Genomic DNA, 22,503 nt, shown 5'->3' on the forward strand with positions numbered 1-22,503 from the left:
AGAAAATTATATATCGGACTCGCATTTTAATTTTGTAAGCAAAGTGAGTACATATGAAAACTAAGACCCCCGATACACTACTCGGTGTGGAGGTGAGTCGACGTGGGCTGATGAGAACAACCGCTATTGGCGGGCTCGCGGCGGCAGGAAGCGCCTTCACTTTACCTTTTTCCCGACTCGTCAGCGCCGCTGACGCCATTTCCCCATCTTCCACCAGTGAAAAAGTTGTCTGGAGTGCCTGTACGGTCAACTGCGGTAGCCGATGTCCGCTACGCATGCATGTCGTGGATGGCGAGATTAAATACGTCGAAACAGACAACACTGGCGATGATAACTACGAGGGGTTGCATCAGGTTCGCGCCTGCCTTCGTGGCCGCTCAATGCGCCGTCGTGTCTACAACCCCGATCGTCTGAAATATCCAATGAAGCGCGTTGGCAAACGCGGCGAAGGTAAATTCGAGCGAATCAGTTGGGAAGAAGCTTACGACACGATCGCACAGAATATGACGCGTCTTATTAAAGACTACGGTAACGAATCCATCTATCTGAATTATGGTACCGGTACGCTGGGCGGCACAATGACGCGTTCGTGGCCACCGGGAAAAACGCTGGTGGCACGCCTGATGAACTGCTGTGGCGGTTACCTTAACCATTATGGCGACTACTCCTCGGCACAAATTGCTGCGGGGCTTAATTACACTTACGGTGGCTGGGCGGCGGGTAACAGTCCGTCAGATATCGAAAACAGTAAACTGGTCGTCCTATTTGGTAACAACCCTGGCGAAACGCGTATGAGCGGTGGCGGGGTGACCTATTATCTTGAACAGGCGAGGGCAAAATCGAATGCCCGAATGATTATCGTCGATCCGCGTTATACCGATACCGGCGCAGGGCGTGAAGATGAGTGGATCCCCATTCGTCCCGGTACAGACGCCGCACTGGTAAATGGCATTGCATGGGTGCTGATTACGGAAAACCTTGTTGATCAGCCATTCCTCGATAAGTACTGCGTTGGTTATGACGAAAAAACGTTGCCAGCCAGTGCACCTGCCAATGGTCATTACAAAGCCTATATTCTTGGGCAGGGGAAAGACGGTGTGGCCAAAACGCCTGAGTGGGCGTCGACAATTACCGGTGTGCCTGCTGAGCGCATTGTGAGGCTGGCACGAGAAATCGGTAGCACCAAACCCGCGTTTATCAGCCAGGGATGGGGGCCACAGCGCCATGCCAACGGTGAGATTGCGACCCGTGCAATTTCAATGCTGGCTATCCTGACAGGCAATGTCGGGATCCACGGCGGCAACACAGGGGCGCGCGAGGGGTCTTACGCCCTGCCATTCGAACGGATGCCGACGCTGGACAATCCGGTACAAACCAGTATTTCCATGTTCTTATGGACGGATGCCATTGAGCGCGGGCCTGAGATGACGGCGCTGCGTGATGGTGTGCGTGGTAAAGATAAGCTGGACGTGCCGATTAAGATGATCTGGAACTATGCTGGTAACTGCCTCATCAACCAGCATTCAGATATCAACCGTACGCATAACATCCTGCAGGATGATAAAAAATGCGAGCTGATTGTGGTGATTGATTGCCATATGACGTCATCAGCAAAATATGCCGATATTTTGCTGCCAGATTGCACGGCGTCTGAGCAGATGGACTTCGCGCTGGATGCCTCCTGCGGCAATATGTCTTACGTCATTTTTAATGATCAGGTCATCAAGCCGCGTTTCGAGTGTAAAACCATCTACGACATGATGTCCGGGCTGGCAAAACGTCTTGGCGTTGAGCAGCAGTTTACCGAAGGTCGTACGCAGGAAGAGTGGATGCGTCACCTGCACGGACTTTCACGCAAAGCGATCCCGGATTTGCCGGATTTTGACACCTTCCGTCAGCAGGGAATGTTCAAACAGCGCGATCCGGATGGGCACTATGTCGCCTATAAAGGGTTCCGCGACGATCCACAGGCCAACCCGCTGACCACACCGTCAGGTAAGATCGAGATCTATTCGGAAGCGCTGGCAACGATCGCAGCGACCTGGGAATTGCCGGAAGGGGATGTTATCGACCCGCTGCCGATTTATACTCCAGGGTTTGAGAGTTACAACGATCCGCTGAACAAAACATTCCCCTTACAGCTTACTGGTTTCCACTATAAGTCCCGTACGCACTCGACCTATGGCAACGTTGATGTATTGAAAGCGGCCTGTCGACAGGAGATGTGGATCAACCCGATTGATGCGCGCAAACGTGGGATAAGCAACGGTGATCGCGTACGCATTTTTAACGATCGTGGCGAAGTTCATATTGAAGCGAAGGTGACGCCGCGCATGATGCCGGGTGTCGTCGCGTTGAGCGAAGGCGCCTGGTATGCGCCGAATGCGAAAGGCATAGACCAGGCGGGTAGTATCAACGTCCTGACGACTCAGCGTCCTTCACCGTTGGCGAAGGGTAACCCATCGCACACTAACCTTGTTCAGGTCGAGAAGGCGTAAGGAGTAAAAGATGGCTACGCAATATGGATTTTATATCGACTCCGCACGCTGCACCGGTTGTAAAACCTGTGAGCTGGCGTGTAAGGATTACAAGAACTTAACCCCGGATGTCAGCTTCCGCCGCATTTACGAATACGCGGGGGGAGACTGGCAGGAAGATAACGGCGTCTGGCACCAGAACGTTTTCGTCTATTACCTCTCCATCGCCTGTAACCACTGCGAGGATCCGGCCTGTACCAAAGTCTGCCCCAGCGGAGCGATGCACAAACGCGAAGATGGCTTTGTGGTGGTGGACGAAGATATCTGCATCGGCTGTCGTTACTGCCACATGGCCTGCCCGTACGGCGCGCCGCAGTTCAACGCCGAAAAAGGCCATATGACCAAATGCGACGGCTGCTACAGTCGTGTCGCGGAGGGCCATAAGCCGATTTGTGTGGAATCCTGCCCACTGCGTGCGCTGGACTTCGGTCCCATTGAGGAGTTGCGTAAAAAATACGGTGAGCTGGCGGCTGTCGCCCCGCTCCCGGGGGCGCACTTCACCAGGCCGTGCATTGTGATTAAACCTAACGCCAACAGCCGCCCGACAGGGGATACTACCGGCTATCTGGCAAACCCGCTGGAGGTGTGAGATGGGTAACGGATGGCATGAATGGCCGCTGATGATCTTCACTGTCCTGGGCCAGTGTGTGGTGGGTGGCTTCATTGTACTAGCTGTGGCGCTCCTGAAAGTAGATGCTCACTCCGGGACGCAGCAACGTATTGTCCGCGTGATGTTCGGTCTGTGGGTGCTGATGGGTATTGGCTTTATCGCATCAATGCTGCACCTTGGTACGCCAATGCGGGCGCTGAACTCCCTTAACCGGGTCGGCTCCTCAGCGTTAAGCAATGAAATTGCCTCAGGATCGCTGTTTTTTGCTGTGGGTGGTATCGGTTGGCTGCTGGCTATGGCAGGAAAATTGTCGCAGGGTTTGCGCCAGATGTGGCTCATTGTGACGGCAGTACTGGGCGTGGTGTTTGTCTGGATGATGGTGCGCGTATACAACACCATTGATACGGTACCGACCTGGTACACGCTCTGGACACCGCTCAGTTTCTTCCTGACGCTATTCATTGGCGGCCCGCTACTTGGCTATTTGTTGCTGCGAATAGTGGGCGTTGAAGGTTGGGCAATGCGACTGCTGCCAGTGATTACTTTGCTTGCACTGGTTGCCAGTATGGTTGTCGTGCTGATACAGGGAAGTGAACTCGCGTCTGTTCATAGCTCCGTCCAGCAGGCGTCTGCGCTGGTACCGGATTACGGGGCGTTAATGGCATGGCGCGTCGTTGCGCTGGTCCTGGCTGTAGTATGCTGGGTGGCACCGCAACTGAAAGGCCACTACCCGGCGGTCCCGTTACTGAGTCTGGCATTTGTCCTGGTGCTGGTGGGGGAAATGATTGGTCGTGGTGTATTTTACGGCCTGCACATGACCGTGGGTATGGCGGTGGCAGGGTAACGTTATAATAGCCGGGGCGGAAGTCCCGGCTTTTCAGGGCTGTTTTCACAAGAAATCATCATGAATTTTTTCAACTGAACCCTGTCGATGTCATTCTGATATAAGCCTGTCTAATCAATCACGTAATGAAACTTTTAACCCTACGGAAACTTCGCTGGATTAATTTTATATATCGTCCTGCCGTAAAACGTACCGATGGATAAAAGTGGTAGATTGACAATGTTTTTGCCAGTGGCATGATGCGCACGAATCTTGAACTTCCTCACGGTTTTTACCCATGCCCACTTATACTCGCCCAGTGCTTTTGTTGCTCTGTGGCTTGCTGCTGTTGACGCTGGCGATTGCAGTGCTGAACACGCTCGTCCCGCTTTGGCTCGCCCATGAAAACATGCCTACCTGGCAGGTTGGTATGGTCGGTTCATCCTATTTTACCGGCAACTTATTGGGGACACTGCTGACCGGGCGTGTGATCCAGCGGCTTGGGTTTAACCGCAGTTATTACATTGCATCCATCATCTTTGCGGTTGGCTGCGCAGGGCTGGGGCTGAATGTGGGTTTCTGGAGCTGGCTTAGCTGGCGTTTCGTCGCGGGTATCGGTTGCGCAATGATTTGGGTTGTGGTGGAAAGCGCATTGATGTGCAGCGGAACATCCCGTAATCGCGGGCGCTTACTGGCGGCCTATATGATGGTCTATTACGTGGGCACGGTGCTGGGACAGTTGATGGTGAGCAAACTGTCCACTGAACTGATGCATGTGCTGCCCTGGGCGGTGGGGTTAATACTGGCGGGGATTTTACCGTTACTCTTCACGCGCATTATGGAGCAGCGCGATGAATCTCACGGTACTACGGCAATCTGGCCTATGCTTCGCCTGCGTCAGGCGCGGCTTGGCGTTAATGGCTGCATTATTTCCGGGATCATTCTGGGCTCCTTGTATGGGCTGATGCCGCTTTATCTGAACCATAAGGGCATCAGTGATGCGGGTATTGGGTTCTGGATGGCGTTAATGGTGAGTTCCGGTATCATTGGGCAATGGCCAATTGGCCGCCTGGCAGATCGTTTTGGACGACTGCTGGTGCTGCGTGTTCAGGTCTTTGTTGTGATCCTTGGTTGTTTCGCAATGCTCAGCAACGCGGCTATGGCCCCGGCGTTGTTTGTATTGGGGACTGCCGGTTTCACGCTCTATCCGGTGGCGATGGCGTGGGCCTGCGAAAAAGTCGAATACCATCAACTGGTGGCGATGAACCAGGCTTTGCTGCTGAGCTATACTGTTGGCAGCCTCTCAGGACCAACGCTGACCGCAATGCTGATGCAGAGCTATTCCGACAGTCTGCTGTTTATCATGATTGCCAGCGTGTCCTTTATCTATCTGCTAATGCTGATGCGTAAAGCTGGTCAGCATCCAACGCCAGTGGCGCATGCCTGATTTTAAGCCTGCATACGCAGGCTTTTTCTCTTTACAGACGAAAATTATCCATTATGGGAGTTCTCCCTATTGTGACCCGTTGAATATGTTAGATATTCTGCGCCTGGACTCACTTTAAGAAGGCCTCCATCATGATGTCTTTACGTCGTTTAAATACTGCCGCATTGGCTGTTTTTCTCGCGTGTTCCCTCGTATCAATACCTGCTATGGCTAATCCCGGTAATGGGAATGGTAATGGCGGAGGGCAGGGCAATAGCGGCAACCATGGTAATTCCGGCTCACATGGTGATAACGGAAATCATTCGGCAAATAATCAACACAAATCCGCTAAACAAAAAGACGGTAATGACGTTTCAGTGAATGTCAGCTACGACCGTGCGCGTACGCTGGCTGTGAATTATGGCTTGACGGGCTATGACTCTTTGCCGCCGGGAATCGCAAAAAACGTTGCGCGCGGTAAAGCACTACCGCCAGGTATTGCGAAGAAAACGGTGCCTGCGTCTATGCTGGGGCAGTTACCATCCTATCCGGGATATGAATGGCGAATTGTAGGCGACGACTTAGTTTTGGTGGCGCTGAGTACTGCCGTTGTGACGGCAATTATTAATGGTGTATTCAAATAAAATAATAACGCCCGGGAAACCGGGCGTTTTAATTAATACATCACTTTGTGACCATACTGTTCCAGGATGCCTTTCACGCGCTCCATGGTCTCTTTCTTCGGCGGATGAACGCCATCCAGTTTGTACTCTTCACCCATCGCTACCCATTTGTGTTTACCCAGCTCATGGTAAGGCAGCAGTTCGATTTTCTCGACATTGCCCATATCGCGGGTAAATTCACCGAGGCGATGCGCGGAGTCGTCATCGTCAGACCAGCCCGGAACAACAACGTAGCGGATCCAGACCTTAATGTTTTTATTCGCCAGGTATTTCGCGAATTCCAGCGTACGGTGATTGGAAACGCCCACCAGATCCTGATGAATTTCATCATTCATCTGTTTGAGATCGAGCATCACCAGATCAGTCACTTCCAGCAGCTCATCAATCACCGGATCGTAACGGCGAACAAAGCCATTCGTATCAAGACAGGTATGAATGCCCTCTTTTTTGCAAGCGCGGAACCAGTCGCGGACAAACTCTGCCTGCAAAATGGCTTCTCCGCCAGAGGCAGTCACGCCGCCGCCGGACGCATTCATAAAGTGACGATAAGTCACCACGTCTTTCATCAGGTCTTCGACGGTGATTTCTTTGCCGCCATGGGTGTCCCAGGTATCGCGGTTATGGCAATACAGGCAACGCATCAGGCAGCCCTGGAAGAAGGTGATAAAGCGGATACCCGGGCCATCAACGGTACCACAGGATTCAAAGGAGTGGATGCGACCAATAACTGACATTGCGGTGTTTTCTCCAGATGTGGCCCATCCGGGGCCTGTATTGATGCACAGCTCACCGGCTGTGTTTAAGTCTATTTTGGCTGATATCCATCGTTTTGGCATAGATATCTGGCAAAGCAGACTGGAGAGGGGTGTTAAAAAGGCCCCACTTGTGTGGAGCCTTTATTGTACGCTTTTTAAATCGCGATTTCAGTCAATACCCGTCGTCTTTCAGGCTGCATCTTTGTTGGCTTCGTTTACTCACCCGAATCACTTACGTGAGTAAGCTCATCGGGATTCGCGCTTGCCGCCTTGATGCATGCAACCCGAATGCCATCGGGTTACACCAATTACATGGTCTGAGTGAAAGTACGGGTAATAACGTCCTGCTGCTGTTCTTTAGTCAGGGAGTTAAAACGTACTGCGTAGCCAGATACACGGATGGTCAGCTGCGGATATTTTTCCGGATGTTCCATCGCATCGAGCAGCATTTCGCGGTTCATTACGTTCACGTTCAGGTGCTGACCACCTTCGATGGACGCTTCATGGTGGAAGTAACCATCCATCAGACCTGCCAGGTTAGTCTTACGAACTTCATCGTCTTTACCCAGTGCGTTCGGAACGATAGAGAAGGTGTAAGAGATACCATCTTTAGCGTAGGCAAACGGCAGTTTAGCAACGGAAGTCAGAGAAGCAACAGCACCTTTCTGGTCACGGCCGTGCATTGGGTTAGCACCTGGTCCGAACGGCGCACCTGCACGACGACCGTCTGGGGTGTTACCGGTTTTCTTACCATACACAACGTTAGAGGTGATGGTCAGAACAGACTGTGTCGGGATGGCGTTACGGTAAGTAGTCAGTTTCTGAATTTTCTTCATGAAACGTTCTACCAGGTCAACAGCCAGGTCATCTACACGCGCATCGTTGTTACCAAACTGCGGGTATTCGCCTTCGATTTCGAAGTCAACAGCCAGACCATCTTCATCACGAATCGGTTTAACTTTCGCATATTTGATAGCAGACAGGGAGTCGGCCGCAACGGACAGACCCGCGATACCACACGCCATGGTACGGATAACGTCACGGTCATGCAGCGCCATCAGAGAAGCTTCGTAGCTGTATTTGTCGTGCATATAGTGGATGACGTTCAGCGCGGTGACATACTGTTTAGCCAGCCAGTCCATGAAGTGATCCATACGATCCATCACTTCTGCGAAGTTCAGCACATCGCCTTTGATCGGCTCAGATTTCGGACCAACCTGCATTTTCAGTTTTTCATCAACGCCGCCGTTGATGGCATACAGCATGGTTTTCGCGAGGTTAGCACGAGCACCGAAGAACTGCATTTGTTTACCAACAACCATCGGGCTTACGCAGCAAGCAATAGCATAGTCATCGTTGTTGAAGTCAGGACGCATCAGATCATCGTTCTCATACTGCAGAGAAGAGGTATCGATGGAGACTTTCGCAGCAAATTTCTTGAAGTTCAGTGGCAGTTTTTCAGACCACAGAATAGTGATGTTCGGCTCCGGAGACGGCCCCATGGTGTACAGGGTGTTCAGGAAACGGAAGCTGTTTTTGGTAACCAGAGTACGGCCATCAACGCCCATACCACCGATAGATTCAGTTGCCCAAATCGGGTCACCGGAGAACAGTTCATCATACTCAGGGGTACGCAGGAAGCGGACCATACGCAGTTTCATGACCAGGTGGTCAACCATTTCCTGCGCTTCTTGTTCGGTGATTTTGCCTGCTTTCAGGTCGCGTTCGATGAACACGTCCAGGAAGGTAGCGGTACGACCGAAGGACATTGCTGCGCCGTTCTGGGATTTAACAGCAGCCAGGTAGCCGAAGTAAGTCCACTGGATAGCTTCCTGAGCGGTAGTAGCCGGACCAGAGATATCACAACCGTATTTAGCGGCCATCTCTTTGATCTGACCCAGAGCGCGGTGCTGTTCAGCGATTTCTTCACGCAGACGGATAGTCGCTTCCAGGTTTACGCCGTTTTCCATGTCAGACTGCAGAGACAGGAACTGAGCGTATTTGTCTTTCATCAGGAAGTCGATACCGTACAGCGCAACGCGACGGTAGTCACCGATGATACGGCCACGGCCATAGGCATCCGGCAGACCGGTCAGCACGCCAGATTTACGGCAGTTCAGGATGTCTTTGGTGTAAACGTCAAAAACGCCCTGGTTATGAGTTTTGCGGTATTCAGTGAAGATTTTTTTCAGGGCCGGGTCCAGCTCGCGGTTGTACGCTTTGCAGGAACCTTCAACCATTTTGATACCACCGAACGGGATAATCGCACGTTTCAGCGGTGCTTCAGTCTGCAGACCAACGATTTTCTCAAGCGCTTTGTTGATGTAGCCAGCGTCGTGAGAGGTGATGGTAGAAGCAACAGAGGTGTCGAAGTCAACAGGCGCGTGAGTGCGGTTTTCCTGTTTAACGCCTTCCATTACTTTGTCCCACAGCGTGGTGGTCGCATCAGTTGCGCCAGCCAGGAAGGACTCGTCACCCTCGTAAGGGGTATAGTTTTTCTGGATAAAGTCGCGTACGTTGACTTCTTTCTGCCAGTCACCTTTCGCAAAACCTTCCCAGGCTGTGGCTAACTTTTCATTAAGCTCGGACATGTAACACCTACCTTCTTAAGTGGATTTTTTATTTACTGCCTGAAACAAGCATCAATTAATGATGATTATCGCCACGCAGGTAAATGACCCAGTATGTCAACCCAACTAACAATCCTCCACCAATGATATTCCCAATTGTTACCGGAATCAGATTATCGGTGATGAAATTTGCAATAGTCAGGTGAGAAAAACTTTCCGGGCTGGAGCCGATAGCGGTCCAGAACTCCGGGCTCGCAAAGTGACGGATTACGATACCCATCGGAATCATAAACATGTTTGCGATACTGTGCTCAAAACCGCTGGCAACAAACATGGCCACCGGCAGCACCATAATCAACGCTTTATCGGTCAGACTGCGACCTGAGTAGCTCATCCATACGGCCAGACAGACCATCAGGTTCGCCAGAATACCCAGTGCGACAGCTTCAATAAATGTATGGTGCAGTTTGTGGTCGGCTGTTTGCAGGACATTCAAGCCCCAGCCGCCATTCGCTACCATATACTCCCCGGATAACCACATCAGCAGCACGAACAACAATGCGCCAATCAGGTTACCGATATAGACGTTTACCCAGTTACGAGCCAATTGGCCCCAAGTGATACGCCCACTGGCTTTCGCCACCACGATCAACACCGTTGATGTGAAAAGGTCTGCGCCGCAGATGACGCAAAGAATTAACCCTAATGAGAAGCATATCCCACCAACCAGTTTAGCCATGCCGTACGGCATTGATGCTGTCCCTGTGGTGGCAGTAATATAAAAAACAAACGCGATGGAGATAAAGACACCTGCTGTAATCGCCAAAAAGAACGTTGTCAGCGGTTTCTTAGTTGCTTTGTAGACACCTGCTTCTTCGGCAACTTTGGCCATCGCAGCTGGAAGTATTAGATCAAAAGGGTTGTCAGCTTTCACACTAACTCTCTCTTTATTTAAGTCGGCGACGAGATACTAACAAAGCATTATAGAAGAGAATTTGATATGGATCATATCTCGCCTGGCTTATAGGACTGCAAAGTGCATGGTTTTTCAGCAAATGCAGAGTAACGTGTTGATTATCCAAATAAAAATAAAGTTTAAAATTTGCAATTACAGTTGAATTTTTTTATGCGGCCTCCCAAACAACAGTTAATTAAAATGGGGTAATTGCCATAAAGAGTAACAATAATCCCTGGGTCTATATAAATATATTCACCCATGGTTAACTTAATTATTACAATTGGCACTCATTGCCGAAATATAAATAAAAAGGGGCAATGAAATTGCCCCGTAATATAACGTAGACCTGTGATTAAGCCTACAGATTGTCGTGTTACTTGTCGTTAATTCGACCAAAAGGCACGTTTGGCCCGTTGTAATTTTTCGTAAGCCGCTAACAAGCCCTGATGCGCCGGAAACGCCGTCAGTGAACCATCCGCTGCCTGCAGACCATAGAAAGGCGCTTCTCCGCTTAGCGCCGCGCTGGCCGCTTCAACCGCATCTGCACCGTACATGCGCACAAAAGCGTTCAGATATTGCAGCGGCTGACGCTCTTCTTCCTGAGACAGTTGCAACAGCGTTTGCAAGCAGCGGTAATAATTGATGCGCTCAGCGCTAAAGACCGAACCGTTGAATTCAATTGTCCATTCAGTCCAGGAGAGCGCCTGATCAAGGTCGCCACCCGCCAGCGCGAGCATCGCTTTCAGTTCGCCAATACGTAGCGTAAACCAGCCATTGTCTTTACCGGTCGCCACACCCAGCAGCTCCCGGACGCGGGTGAAATCGTCATGACCTTCTTCATCAAGCTGATCGATAAGATTCAGGTAGTCTTCTTTTTCCCACTCGCTGCCTGGCAGAGAGAGGATTGTTTCACGCAGATGGCTGCCCATGTTGTTGTTTGCCAGCCAGAGATCTTCCGCCGGATAAATATCTGACATGCCCGGAACCAGGATACGACAGGCGTAAACGCCCAGATGCTCGTAATCGGCGATGTACACTTCTTTATCTTCTGCATTGAAGATGGCCATCAGGGTGGCAAACTCTTCTTCGGTTGTTCCGGCAAAGCTCCAGTCAGCAAACGGGTAGTCTGCATCCTGCTTGAACAGATCCCATGAGATCGAACCGCTGGAGTCGATAAAGTGCGTTTCGAGGTTGGTATGCTCTGCGACTTCTTCATCATCAAACGTCGGCGGGGTAAAGACATCCAGATCTTTCAGGCTGCGGCCCTGCAGCAGTTCGGTCACGGTACGTTCGAGTGCGACGCCAAAATCCGGGTGTGCGCCGAATGAGGCAAAGCAGGTGCCGTTAGCCGGGTTAAACAGGACAACGCAAATCACCGGATATTGACCGCCCAGCGAGCCATCATAGGCAAAAATCGGGAAACCTTCGGCTTCCAGTTTCTCAATAGATGCCACAACGCCAGGATAGCGTACAAGGACCTCGGCAGGAATTTCAGGCAGGCTGATACGTTCGCTGATGATACGGTTTTTAATATGACGTTCGAAAACCTCGGACAAACCCTGGACGCGAGCTTCATTACGGGTATTGCCCGCTGACATGCCATTGGAGACATACAGGTTACCGACGATATTCATCGGAATATAGACAGTTTGTTCATCTGACTGGCGGGTAAAGGGCAGGGCGCAAATCCCGCGTTCTTCATTGCCGGACTGCAGATCGATCAGCATGCCTGCCGTCAGTTCGTTTTCCGGATCGTAAAATGCGCGCAGACGCGGATCGAGAATGCCTTCCGGCAGTGTGTCGTCTTCGGTCAGCGGGAACCATTTCTCATTTGGATAATGGACGAATGGGCCATTAGCCACTTCATCACCCAGCCAGAAATCGGCAAAGAAATAGTTAGTGGACAGACGCTCAAAATATTCACCCAGCGCAGATGCCAGTGCCGCCTTTTTGGTTGCGCCTTTACCGTTAGTAAAGCACAGCGCGCAGTCTTTATCGCGAATGTGCACGGACCAGACGTTCGGTACCGGGTTTAGCCAGGAAGCTTCTTCAATATTGAAGCCGAGGTCGAGCAGTTTTTGCTGGAAGCGAGCGATGGAATCTTCCAGTGCGGCGTCTTTGCCGGGGATATAGGTTTGCGTCATAGCAGTCACTTTTTTGTACGTAAAGCGGGCAATCATACGGGTTTTACGTGACTGACGCTATCTTCGGGGCCCGGTCTGCGAAAATAAAACTTTTGACTATCATTAATGAACCTAACTCGTTGTTCGGACATAAAAAAATGAAAGCGTTTGATCTCCACCGCATGGCGTTGGATAAAGTTCCTCTGGAGTTTCTTGGCGAAGTGGCGCTTCGCAGCCTCTATACCTTTGTTTTGGTCTTTATATTTCTCAAAATCACGGGGCGACGCGGCGTGCGTCAGATGTCGCTCTTTGAAGTATTAATCATCCTGACATTAGGCTCAGCGGCAGGCGACGTTGCGTTTTATGACGATGTGCCCATGCTTCCGGTACTGGTGGTATTTGTTACCCTGGCCGTGCTGTACCGCTTAGTAATGTGGTTCATGACGCACAGCGAGAAACTGGAGGATCTGCTGGAAGGTAAGCCTGCCATCATTATCCACGAAGGGGAATTTGTCTGGGAGAAATTAGATAAGCAAAACATGACGGAATTTGAATTCTTTATGGAACTACGCATCCGTGGCGTTGATCATCTTGGGCAGGTGAGGCTGGCTATCCTGGAGACCAATGGTCAATTGAGTGTTTTTTACTATACGGATGAGGATGTAAAACCGGGTTTGTGTATTTTGCCTAAAGCATTTTCTGAACGTTTCACTACCATACCGGAAGCGGGAGACTACGCCTGCGTTCAATGCAGTAAAATCATTGCTATGCCTGCGGGCTGCCATCAATTATGTCCGCGTTGTGCAAATCCAGAATGGTCGAAGGCCAGCCGGGGAATTCGGGTAACCTGATAGCCATTATGTCGGTTTTATGACGATTCAGCGGAAGAATGTTTTGTGTGACTGCGACCGCATATTTGGGGTCATAAGTTTTAGACATTGCGGCGCGTGTCACTGAATGATAAAACCGATATCCACTGTTATAACTTATTGCTTTTAGCGTGGTGAGGGGAAATGGCTCAGGTCTTTAATTTCAGTTCAGGTCCGGCAATGTTACCGGCGGATGTGCTTAAACAGGCTCAACAGGAACTTTGTGACTGGCATGGTCTTGGTACATCGGTGATGGAAATCAGCCACCGTGGTAAAGAATTTATTCAGGTGGCTGAGGAAGCAGAAAAGGATTTTCGCGATCTGCTGAATATTCCTTCGAACTACAAAGTTTTGTTCTGCCATGGCGGCGGTCGTGGTCAGTTTGCCGGTATTCCGTTGAACATCCTCGGTGATAAAACCACTGCAGATTATGTTGACGCAGGTTACTGGGCGGCGAGTGCAATCAAAGAAGCAAAAAAATACTGCTCCCCGAATGTTATCGATGCAAAAATCTCTGTTGAGGGTCTGCGTGGTGTGAAGCCAATGAGCGAGTGGCAACTGAGCGATAACAGCGCTTATTTGCACTTCTGCCCGAATGAAACCATTGACGGTATTGCCATCAATGAAACGCCGAACTTTGCGTCCGATGTGGTTGTAACGGCGGATCTCTCTTCCACTATTCTGTCAACTCCGCTGGATGTTTCCCGCTACGGTGTGATTTATGCCGGTGCGCAGAAAAATATCGGCCCGGCAGGCTTAACGCTGGTGATCGTTCGTGAGGATTTGCTGGGTAAAGCGCATCAATCTTGCCCTTCAATTCTGGATTACACCATCCTGGCGGAAAACGACTCCATGTTTAACACGCCGCCGACGTTTGCCTGGTATCTTGCTGGCCTCGTCTTCAAATGGCTGAAAAACAACGGCGGCGTTGCAGCCATGGACCGTATTAATCAGCAAAAAGCTGATCTGCTCTATGGTGTAATTGATAAAAGCGATTTCTACCGTAACGATGTTGCCAAAGCGAACCGTTCTCGCATGAACGTTCCGTTCCAGTTGGCTGACAACGCGCTCGACAAAGTTTTTCTTGAAGAGTCGCTGGCGGCAGGGCTGCATGCACTGAAAGGCCACCGTGTGGTTGGGGGTATGCGTGCCTCTATCTATAATGCGATGCCGCTGGAAGGCGTAAAAGCGCTGACCGACTTTATGGCTGACTTCGAACGTCGCCACGGCTAAATTTGGCTTGCCCCGTACCCCCGTAGCCTGGCTGCGGGGGTTTTTATTCTGTTTGTTGAGAGTTGAGTTTCATGGAATCCCTGACGTTACAACCCATCGCGCGGGTAGATGGCACCATTAATCTGCCTGGTTCAAAAAGTGTTTCCAACCGCGCCTTGTTGCTGGCCGCCTTCGCACAGGGCACCACCGTTCTGACCAATCTTCTGGACAGCGACGATGTGCGCCATATGCTCAATGCGCTCAGTGCGTTGGGAGTTTCCTTCACGCTGTCTGCGGATCGTACCCGTTGTGAAGTAACCGGCGTCGGTGGACCGTTAACGGCAGCAAAACCGCTGGAATTATTCCTGGGTAATGCAGGTACGGCAATGCGACCATTGGCAGCAGCGCTGTGCCTTGGCAGCAATGATATTGTCCTGACCGGCGAACCGCGTATGAAAGAACGTCCGATTGGCCATCTGGTGGATGCGCTACGGCAGGGCGGCGCGCAGATTGATTACCTGGAACAGGAAAATTATCCGCCTCTGCGTCTGCGCGGCGGGTTCAGCGGCGGCGTCGTCGAGGTTGACGGCAGTGTATCGAGCCAGTTTTTGACTGCATTGCTGATGACCGCTCCGCTTGCAACGCAGGATACCGTTATCTCCATTAAAGGAGACCTGGTTTCCAAACCCTATATCGACATTACGTTGCATCTGATGAACACTTTCGGTGTCGAGGTTGAAAATCAGCAATATCAGCGCTTTGTCGTGCGTGGTAAGCAGCAGTACATCTCTCCGGGGCACTATCTGGTGGAAGGTGATGCTTCCTCTGCCTCCTATTTCCTGGCGGCCGGCGCGATTAAAGGCGGCACGGTGAAAGTCACCGGTATTGGGCGCAACAGCGTGCAGGGCGATATTCGTTTTGCCGACGTACTGGAAAAAATGGGTGCGCAGGTTGTCTGGGGTGATGATTTTATTTCTTGTACGCACGGTGAACTGAACGCCATTGATATGGATATGAACCATATTCCTGATGCGGCGATGACCATTGCGACGGCGGCGTTATTTGCGCGCGGTACTACCACGATGCGTAACATCTATAACTGGCGCGTTAAAGAAACCGACCGTCTTTTTGCCATGGCGACAGAACTGCGTAAAGTCGGCGCCGAGGTGGAGGAGGGTGAAGATTATATTCGCGTAACCCCACCTGCCCACATTCAGTATGCGGAAATTGGCACCTATAATGACCACCGTATGGCAATGTGCTTCTCGCTGGTGGCGTTGTCGGATACACCTGTCACGATCCTCGATCCGAAATGTACCGCCAAAACATTCCCTGACTATTTCGAGCAACTGGCGCGTATCAGTACGCTTGCCTGATTCTGTTCCTGTTGCTTTGCTTCTGACGCCGGCTTCTGTCGGCGTTGTTGTTTTCTCCGCCTTGCTGCCTTCCCCATTGAATGCTATTTTTGCGCATCATCTTAATATAAGATGATGATTTATATATATTTTATATGTTTAATCAACGGATGATTCACATGACAAATACAAAGAAACTTCTGGCATTAGCCGTGGCAGCGGTAGTGCTGGTAGGTTGCAAAAATATGAATGCTAATATGCTTGCCAGCTCGGGTGCCTCTGCCTTCAAAGCGGCAACATTATCGGATGCTGATGTCAAAGCGCTGTCGAACGATGCCTGTAAGCAGATGGATGCCACCAACAAAGTGGCGGGCGCATCAAGTAAATATACAAAACGCCTGAATACAATAGCGAAAGCACTGGGCAACAATGCCGACGGTACGCCTGTTAATTATAAAGTCTATTTAACGTCGGATGTGAATGCCTGGGCAATGGCGAACGGCTGCGTCCGTGTTTACAGTGGCCTGATGGACATGATGACAGATAACGAAGTCGAGGCGGTTCTGGGCCATGAGCTTGGGCATGTAGCGCTGGGCCATTCGAAGAAAGCCATGCAGGCTGAATACGCGACGATTGCCGCTCGCGATGCGATTTCTGCGACCAGCGGCGTTGCAGCGCAGTTGTCCCGCTCACAGCTGGGGGATTTGGCAAATGGCGTTATCAATTCCGCATTTTCTCGCAGTCAGGAGTCGGATTCGGATGATTTTTCCTATGATTTGCTGAAAAAACGCGGCATTAAAACACAAGGGCTGGTGACCAGTTTTGAAAAACTGGCGAAAATGGACTCCGGCCACGCGAAGTCACTGTTCGATTCTCACCCGCCATCAGCGGAGCGCGCGCAGCACATTCGTGATCGTATCGCCGCTGATAAAAAGTAAATAATTGTCACTTTCGGGCTGGTAATCCTCCAGCCCCTCTATAATTGCGCAAACCTTCTTCACTCAGCACGATTCATCCCGTTATTTATACCTGGTAGTAACGGTCATTGACGTTGCAGCGTATAATGCGCGGCGTTTACGTTAACGGTATGCCTTTATGAAGGAGAAAAAGATGGCGGCAATTGCCCCGGTAATCACCATTGATGGGCCTAGCGGTGCGGGGAAAGGCACTCTGTGCAAGGCAATGGCGGAAGCGTTGCAATGGCATCTACTGGATTCAGGCGCAATCTATCGTGTGCTGGCGCTGGCGGCGCTGCACCACCATGTTGATGTCACCTCTGAAGACGTACTGGTTCCGCTGGCAGCGCATCTCGACGTACGTTTTGTCTCGACTGACGGCAACCTTGAAGTGATTCTTGAAGGTGAGGACGTGAGCGGTGAGATTCGTACGCAGGAAGTCGCTAATGCAGCATCGCAGGTTGCGGCTTTTCCACGCGTGCGTGAGGCTCTGTTACGTCGTCAGCGCGCTTTTCGTGAAGCGCCGGGCCTTATCGCTGACGGGCGCGATATGGGAACCGTCGTATTCCCCGATGCGCCAGTGAAAATTTTTCTTGACGCCTCCTCCGAAGAGCGTGCGCACCGCCGCATGCTACAGTTGCAGGAAAAGGGGTTTAGTGTTAATTTTGATCGCCTTTTATCCGAGATAAAAGAGCGCGATGACCGCGATCGTAACCGCGCCGTCGCCCCACTTGTTCCTGCAGAAGATGCTTTAGTGCTGGATTCCACCAGTTTAACTATTGAGCAAGTGATTGAAAAAGCGCTACAATATGCGCGCCAAAAACTGGCGCTCGCGTAATCGCGACAGAATTAGTAGTACCCCCGCTGCAAAGGATTGACGGCGGGTATGTGAAACAACCCCATCCGGCACGGAGCCAGGTGGACGTTAATATTAACCTGAAGATTAAACATGACTGAATCTTTTGCTCAACTGTTTGAAGAATCCTTAAAAGAAATCGAAACCCGCCCGGGTTCCATCGTTCGTGGTGTTGTTGTTGCTATCGACAAAGACGTAGTACTGGTTGACGCCGGTCTGAAATCTGAGTCTGCCATTCCGGCTGAGCAGTTCAAAAACGCCCAGGGCGAACTGGAAATCCAGGTTGGCGACGAAGTTGACGTTGCTCTGGATGCAGTAGAAGACGGCTTCGGTGAAACCCTGCTGTCCCGTGAGAAAGCTAAACGTCACGAAGCTTGGATCACGCTGGAAAAAGCGTACGAAGAAGCTGAAACTGTTACCGGTGTTATCAACGGCAAAGTCAAAGGCGGCTTCACTGTTGAGCTGAACGGTATTCGCGCGTTCCTGCCAGGTTCTCTGGTAGACGTTCGTCCGGTTCGCGATACGCTGCACCTGGAAGGCAAAGAGCTTGAATTCAAAGTCATCAAGCTGGACCAGAAGCGTAACAACGTTGTTGTTTCTCGTCGTGCCGTTATCGAATCCGAGAACAGCGCTGAACGTGATCAACTGCTGGAAAACCTGCAGGAAGGCATGGAAGTTAAAGGTATCGTTAAGAACCTCACTGACTACGGTGCATTCGTTGATCTGGGTGGCGTTGACGGCCTGCTGCACATCACTGACATGGCCTGGAAACGCGTTAAGCATCCGAGCGAAATCGTCAACGTGGGCGACGAAATCACTGTTAAAGTGCTGAAGTTTGACCGCGAGCGTACCCGTGTATCTCTGGGCCTGAAACAGCTGGGCGAAGATCCGTGGGTTGCTATCGCTAAACGTTACCCGGAAGGTACTAAACTGACCGGCCGCGTAACCAACCTGACTGACTACGGCTGCTTCGTTGAAATCGAAGAAGGCGTTGAAGGCCTGGTACACGTTTCCGAAATGGACTGGACCAACAAAAACATCCACCCATCCAAAGTTGTTAACGTTGGTGACGTAGTGGAAGTTATGGTTCTGGATATCGACGAAGAACGTCGTCGTATCTCCCTGGGCCTGAAACAGTGCAAAGCTAACCCGTGGCAGCAGTTCGCGGAAACCCACAACAAGGGTGACCGTGTTGAAGGTAAAATCAAGTCTATCACTGACTTCGGTATCTTCATCGGCCTGGACGGCGGCATCGACGGTCTGGTTCACCTGTCTGACATCTCCTGGAACGTTGCAGGCGAAGAAGCAGTTCGTGAATACAAAAAAGGCGACGAAATCGCAGCTGTTGTTCTGCAGGTTGACGCAGAGCGTGAGCGTATCTCTCTGGGCGTTAAACAGCTCGCAGAAGATCCGTTCAACAACTACGTTGCTCTGAACAAGAAAGGCGCGATCGTAACCGGTAAAGTAACTGCAGTTGACGCGAAAGGCGCAACCGTAGAACTGGCTGACGGTGTGGAAGGTTACCTGCGTGCTTCTGAAGCATCCCGTGACCGCGTTGAAGACGCAACTCTGGTTCTGAACGTAGGCGACGACGTTGAAGCTAAATTCACCGGCGTTGATCGTAAAAACCGTGTAGTTAGCCTGTCTGTTCGTGCTAAAGACGAAGCTGACGAGAAAGATGCTATCGCAACTGTTAATAACAAACAGGAAGACGGCAACTTCTCCAACGCTATGGCAGAAGCCTTCAAAGCAGCTAAAGGCGAGTAATATTTCGCCATACTTTGGACTGCCAGACGGTTGTTAGTACATCGCCTCGGTAAATTGCCGGGGCGATATTGCGAAGCAACGGTGTCTGACACGCGAAGTATGATGAGTATACTTGACAGATTACAGATTTCGTCCTGTAATCAAGCACAAAGGGCGGCTACGGCCGCCCTTGTTCAAGCTATTAAGCTAATTTGCCCTGAAGGAAACCGGAGGAATCATGACCAAGTCAGAATTGATTGAAAGACTTGCCAGCCAGCAATCGCACATTCCCGCGAAAGCGGTGGAAGACGCGGTGAAAGAGATGCTGGAGCATATGGCCTCTACTCTTGCCCAGGGTGAGCGTATTGAGATCCGCGGTTTCGGCAGTTTTTCTCTGCACTATCGTGCACCCCGCACCGGACGTAATCCGAAAACGGGCGATAAAGTGGATCTGGAAGGGAAATACGTTCCGCACTTTAAGCCGGGTAAAGAATTGCGTGACCGCGCCAATATTTATGAAGGTTAAGTTTTAATCTGTATTGAAACCTAATCATCGTGAAAAGCACCGACAGGTGCTTTTTTCATTTCTGGCCCCTGCATCCTGGAAACCTGCTCGCAAAGTGCGTGTTTTTGGATGCAAGCGCGTTTAAATCTGCCCACCCTCGCCGCAAAACAAGAAAATCATGCCAGACGGCATACGTAACGCTGGTCACACTTCCCGTAACAAGGAGGTTGGCATGCCATTACCTGTATTAGCACTTTGTGTGAACTTAGGCATATTGCCACTATTATTTCTCCCGACACTGCCTGAAATTGAACATGTCTGGATGATAGCTGTGACAGGATTACTGCTCGCCAGCAGGCATCAGCGCTACATTCGCTATGCAGGTTTTACGGTTCTGTTTTTCGCCTGGGGATTACTGGCGGCATTGCAGGTTCTCTGGCCTACACAACATTTGCCGGGTGCGAATCGGCAGGTGAGGGTAGTGATTACCGGCACCGATCATGCAACAACGCACTATGCTGACATCACCCACCTGGATGGTAAGCGCGTCATTCCCGCGGCAGGCATTACGTTCTACGGCGAATATTTGCCGCAACCGGTGTGCGTTGGTCAGCAGTGGGATATGACCATAAGAGCACGGCCTGTACATGGGCAACTCAATGATGGGGGATTCGATACTCAGCGCCATGCGTTGTCGTCGCATTTACCGCTGACCGGTCGCTTTGTGAAGGCAAATATTGTGAATGCCCAGTGTAGCTGGCGTGGTCGATATCTGGATTCGCTGAGTACGCATCTGGAAGCGTACCCCTGGCGGCAGGTCATCATGGCGCTGGGGCTTGGTGAACGTGCGGCGCTGGATAGTGACGTAAAAGATATCATGCGTCAGACGGGCACTGCCCATCTGATGGCCATATCGGGGCTGCATATCGCACTGACAGCGATGATGGGTGTGCTACTGACCAGAGGCGTGCAGCGCTTTTTCCCCGCAAGACGAATCAACTGGCATTTACCGCTACTGATAGGTGTGGTCTGTGCTATCTGCTATGCCGGTTTAACGGGGATGCAGCCACCCGCCTTTCGAACCAGTCTCTCTATTGGCATATGGGCTGCATTACGTCTCTCTGGACGCTTGTGGACACCATGGCAGGTCTGGGTGTGCTGTATTGCCGGTATACTGTTTATCGACCCTATTGCTGTGTTGTCGCAAAGTTTATGGCTGTCTGCTTTCGCCGTCGCGGCACTGATTTTTTGGTATCAGTGGCTCCCGTTACGGATTCATAACCTGTGCTGGTGGCGCCGGATCCTCATCGATCTGCTGTATATCCAGGCGGGAATGACATTATTACTGATGCCGCTGCAGGTTTTGTCTTTTCACGGCCTTAGCCTGAGTTCAATGGCGGCAAATTTAATCGCAGTACCGCTGGTTACCTTTGTCACGGTCCCACTTGTCCTCTTCGGTATGCTGCTGCATCTTATCGGCCCGCAAAGTATTGAATCAGGTGTCTGGTTTCTGGTTGATGGTTCTCTTGCGATTTTATTCTGGTTTCTGCAGAGCTTGCCGCTCGGCTGGATTGATGTCAATGCACGCTGGCTTGGGCTGGCCTGGCTTCCCTGGTTTTTTCTTATCATGGGAAAATTACGCTGCTGGCGCACCTTTCCTGCTGCCAGTTGTACGGCAATTCTTCTCCTGCTGTTCCCATTTTGGCAGACCCATCGCGACGGTGACTGGGCGGTACATATGCTTGATGTAGGCCAGGGGCTGGCGATGGTTATTGAACGCAACGGTAAAGCAATTTTGTACGATACCGGGCTTGCCTGGCCGGGTGGGGATAGCGCGCAGCAACTGATTACCCCGTGGTTGCGTTGGCATCATCTGCAACCGGAAGGCATTATTCTCAGCCATGAGCATCTCGATCATCGGGGAGGGCTTAATACTCTTCTCGCCGACTGGCCATCACTGTGGGTTAAAAGCCCGTTGGGCTGGGCCGGCCATCAGCCCTGTTTTCGCGGTGAACGCTGGCAATGGCAGGGGCTTACTTTCACGGCGCACTGGCCACTCAACGGCGTGCAAATGAAGGGAAACAATCGCTCGTGCGTGGTCAAAGTCGATGACGGGCAACAAAGCATACTGCTTACGGGAGATATTGAAAGCGCAGGGGAAATGGCGATGATGAGCCATTACTGGCAGCATCTCCAGGCTACACTTATCCAGGTGCCTCATCATGGCAGCAACACCTCTTCCACGCTCCCTTTTATTCAGAGAGTGAATGGAAAGGTGGCACTGGCATCGGCATCGCGTTACAACAACTGGCGTTTGCCGTCGGCAAAAGTGCAAAAGCGCTATCGGCAACAGGCTTACCAGTGGTTTGATACGCCGCATCATGGACAAATAACAGTCCTATTCTCGCGGCAAGGTTGGAAAATCTTAAGCTTACGCGAGCAAATTTTCCCACGTTGGTATCATCAGTGGTTTGGCGTACCTGGAGATAACGGGTAGAATATGCGGCTATTTCAACAAG

The 22,503-nt window shown here is 51.2% G+C and carries 17 protein-coding genes; 13 read left to right on the plus strand and 4 right to left on the minus strand.

All coding sequences use genetic code 11. The features are described from left to right. Positions 1-53: 53 nt before the first annotated feature. From dmsA to IP582_RS08175, 5 genes are all read left to right on the plus strand, one after another. Positions 54-2,498: a dimethylsulfoxide reductase subunit A gene (dmsA, locus tag IP582_RS08155; RefSeq protein ID WP_193795607.1), complete on the plus strand. Its 2,445-nt coding sequence runs from the start codon at positions 54-56 to the stop codon at positions 2,496-2,498. A 10-nt stretch (positions 2,499-2,508) separates the two neighbouring features. Then, positions 2,509-3,126: a DMSO/selenate family reductase complex B subunit gene (locus tag IP582_RS08160; protein WP_193795608.1), complete on the plus strand. Its 618-nt coding sequence runs from the start codon at positions 2,509-2,511 to the stop codon at positions 3,124-3,126. Position 3,127: 1 nt separating this feature from the next. Beyond that, positions 3,128-3,991 (plus strand): dimethyl sulfoxide reductase anchor subunit family protein, encoded by an 864-nt coding sequence (locus IP582_RS08165; protein WP_193795609.1) that lies wholly within the window; start codon positions 3,128-3,130, stop codon positions 3,989-3,991. A 277-nt stretch (positions 3,992-4,268) separates the two neighbouring features. Further along, entirely contained in the window at positions 4,269-5,417 is a 1,149-nt protein-coding gene (locus tag IP582_RS08170) for an MFS transporter (protein ID WP_039078539.1), read from the plus strand. 134 nt (positions 5,418-5,551) lie between these two features. Continuing rightward, a complete protein-coding gene (locus tag IP582_RS08175; RefSeq protein WP_193796208.1) occupies positions 5,552-6,040 on the plus strand; it encodes an anti-virulence regulator CigR family protein in 489 nt (162 codons plus the stop codon). A 32-nt stretch (positions 6,041-6,072) separates the two neighbouring features. Here the strand turns inward: IP582_RS08175 and pflA are convergent, their stop codons facing one another. From pflA to ycaO, 4 genes are all read right to left on the minus strand, one after another. Then, positions 6,073-6,813 (minus strand): pyruvate formate lyase 1-activating protein, encoded by a 741-nt coding sequence (gene pflA, locus IP582_RS08180; protein WP_039078540.1) that lies wholly within the window; start codon positions 6,811-6,813, stop codon positions 6,073-6,075. Positions 6,814-7,142: 329 nt separating this feature from the next. Then, positions 7,143-9,425, minus strand: coding sequence for a formate C-acetyltransferase (pflB, locus tag IP582_RS08185; RefSeq protein WP_039078541.1), 2,283 nt, complete (start codon positions 9,423-9,425; stop codon positions 7,143-7,145). A gap of 55 nt (positions 9,426-9,480) precedes the next feature. Continuing rightward, positions 9,481-10,338 carry a formate transporter FocA gene (gene focA, locus IP582_RS08190; RefSeq protein WP_039078542.1) on the minus strand — a complete coding sequence of 286 codons (858 nt, stop codon included), beginning with the start codon at positions 10,336-10,338 and terminating at the stop codon, positions 9,481-9,483. Positions 10,339-10,745: 407 nt separating this feature from the next. Beyond that, on the minus strand, positions 10,746-12,506 hold the full coding sequence (ycaO, locus tag IP582_RS08195; RefSeq protein WP_193795610.1) for a 30S ribosomal protein S12 methylthiotransferase accessory factor YcaO: 1,761 nt from the start codon (positions 12,504-12,506) through the stop codon (positions 10,746-10,748). Positions 12,507-12,643: 137 nt separating this feature from the next. Here ycaO and IP582_RS08200 point away from each other — a divergent pair, with 137 nt between their 5' ends. From IP582_RS08200 to IP582_RS08235, 8 genes are all read left to right on the plus strand, one after another. Next, the gene (locus IP582_RS08200; RefSeq protein WP_039078543.1) at positions 12,644-13,336 is read left to right on the plus strand and encodes a DUF421 domain-containing protein; all 693 of its coding nucleotides are present in this window, start codon (positions 12,644-12,646) and stop codon (positions 13,334-13,336) included. A 162-nt stretch (positions 13,337-13,498) separates the two neighbouring features. Further along, entirely contained in the window at positions 13,499-14,587 is a 1,089-nt protein-coding gene (serC, locus tag IP582_RS08205; RefSeq protein WP_039078544.1) for a 3-phosphoserine/phosphohydroxythreonine transaminase, read from the plus strand. A gap of 71 nt (positions 14,588-14,658) precedes the next feature. Then, on the plus strand, positions 14,659-15,942 hold the full coding sequence (gene aroA / locus IP582_RS08210) for a 3-phosphoshikimate 1-carboxyvinyltransferase (RefSeq protein WP_193795611.1): 1,284 nt from the start codon (positions 14,659-14,661) through the stop codon (positions 15,940-15,942). 158 nt (positions 15,943-16,100) lie between these two features. Then, complete coding sequence (locus IP582_RS08215; RefSeq protein WP_193795612.1) at positions 16,101-16,859, plus strand: M48 family metallopeptidase; 759 nt, start codon at positions 16,101-16,103, stop codon at positions 16,857-16,859. 172 nt (positions 16,860-17,031) lie between these two features. After that, entirely contained in the window at positions 17,032-17,715 is a 684-nt protein-coding gene (gene cmk, locus IP582_RS08220; protein ID WP_039078547.1) for a (d)CMP kinase, read from the plus strand. A 111-nt stretch (positions 17,716-17,826) separates the two neighbouring features. Continuing rightward, positions 17,827-19,500 (plus strand): 30S ribosomal protein S1, encoded by a 1,674-nt coding sequence (gene rpsA / locus IP582_RS08225; RefSeq protein ID WP_039078548.1) that lies wholly within the window; start codon positions 17,827-17,829, stop codon positions 19,498-19,500. 217 nt (positions 19,501-19,717) lie between these two features. Then, a complete protein-coding gene (gene ihfB / locus IP582_RS08230) occupies positions 19,718-20,005 on the plus strand; it encodes an integration host factor subunit beta (protein WP_039078549.1) in 288 nt (95 codons plus the stop codon). 211 nt (positions 20,006-20,216) lie between these two features. Then, entirely contained in the window at positions 20,217-22,481 is a 2,265-nt protein-coding gene (locus IP582_RS08235) for a ComEC family protein (protein WP_193795613.1), read from the plus strand. Positions 22,482-22,503: the final 22 nt, after the last annotated feature.

This window comes from Citrobacter sp. BDA59-3 (assembly GCF_015167655.1).
GTDB classification, from domain to species: Bacteria; Pseudomonadota; Gammaproteobacteria; order Enterobacterales; family Enterobacteriaceae; genus Phytobacter; species Phytobacter diazotrophicus.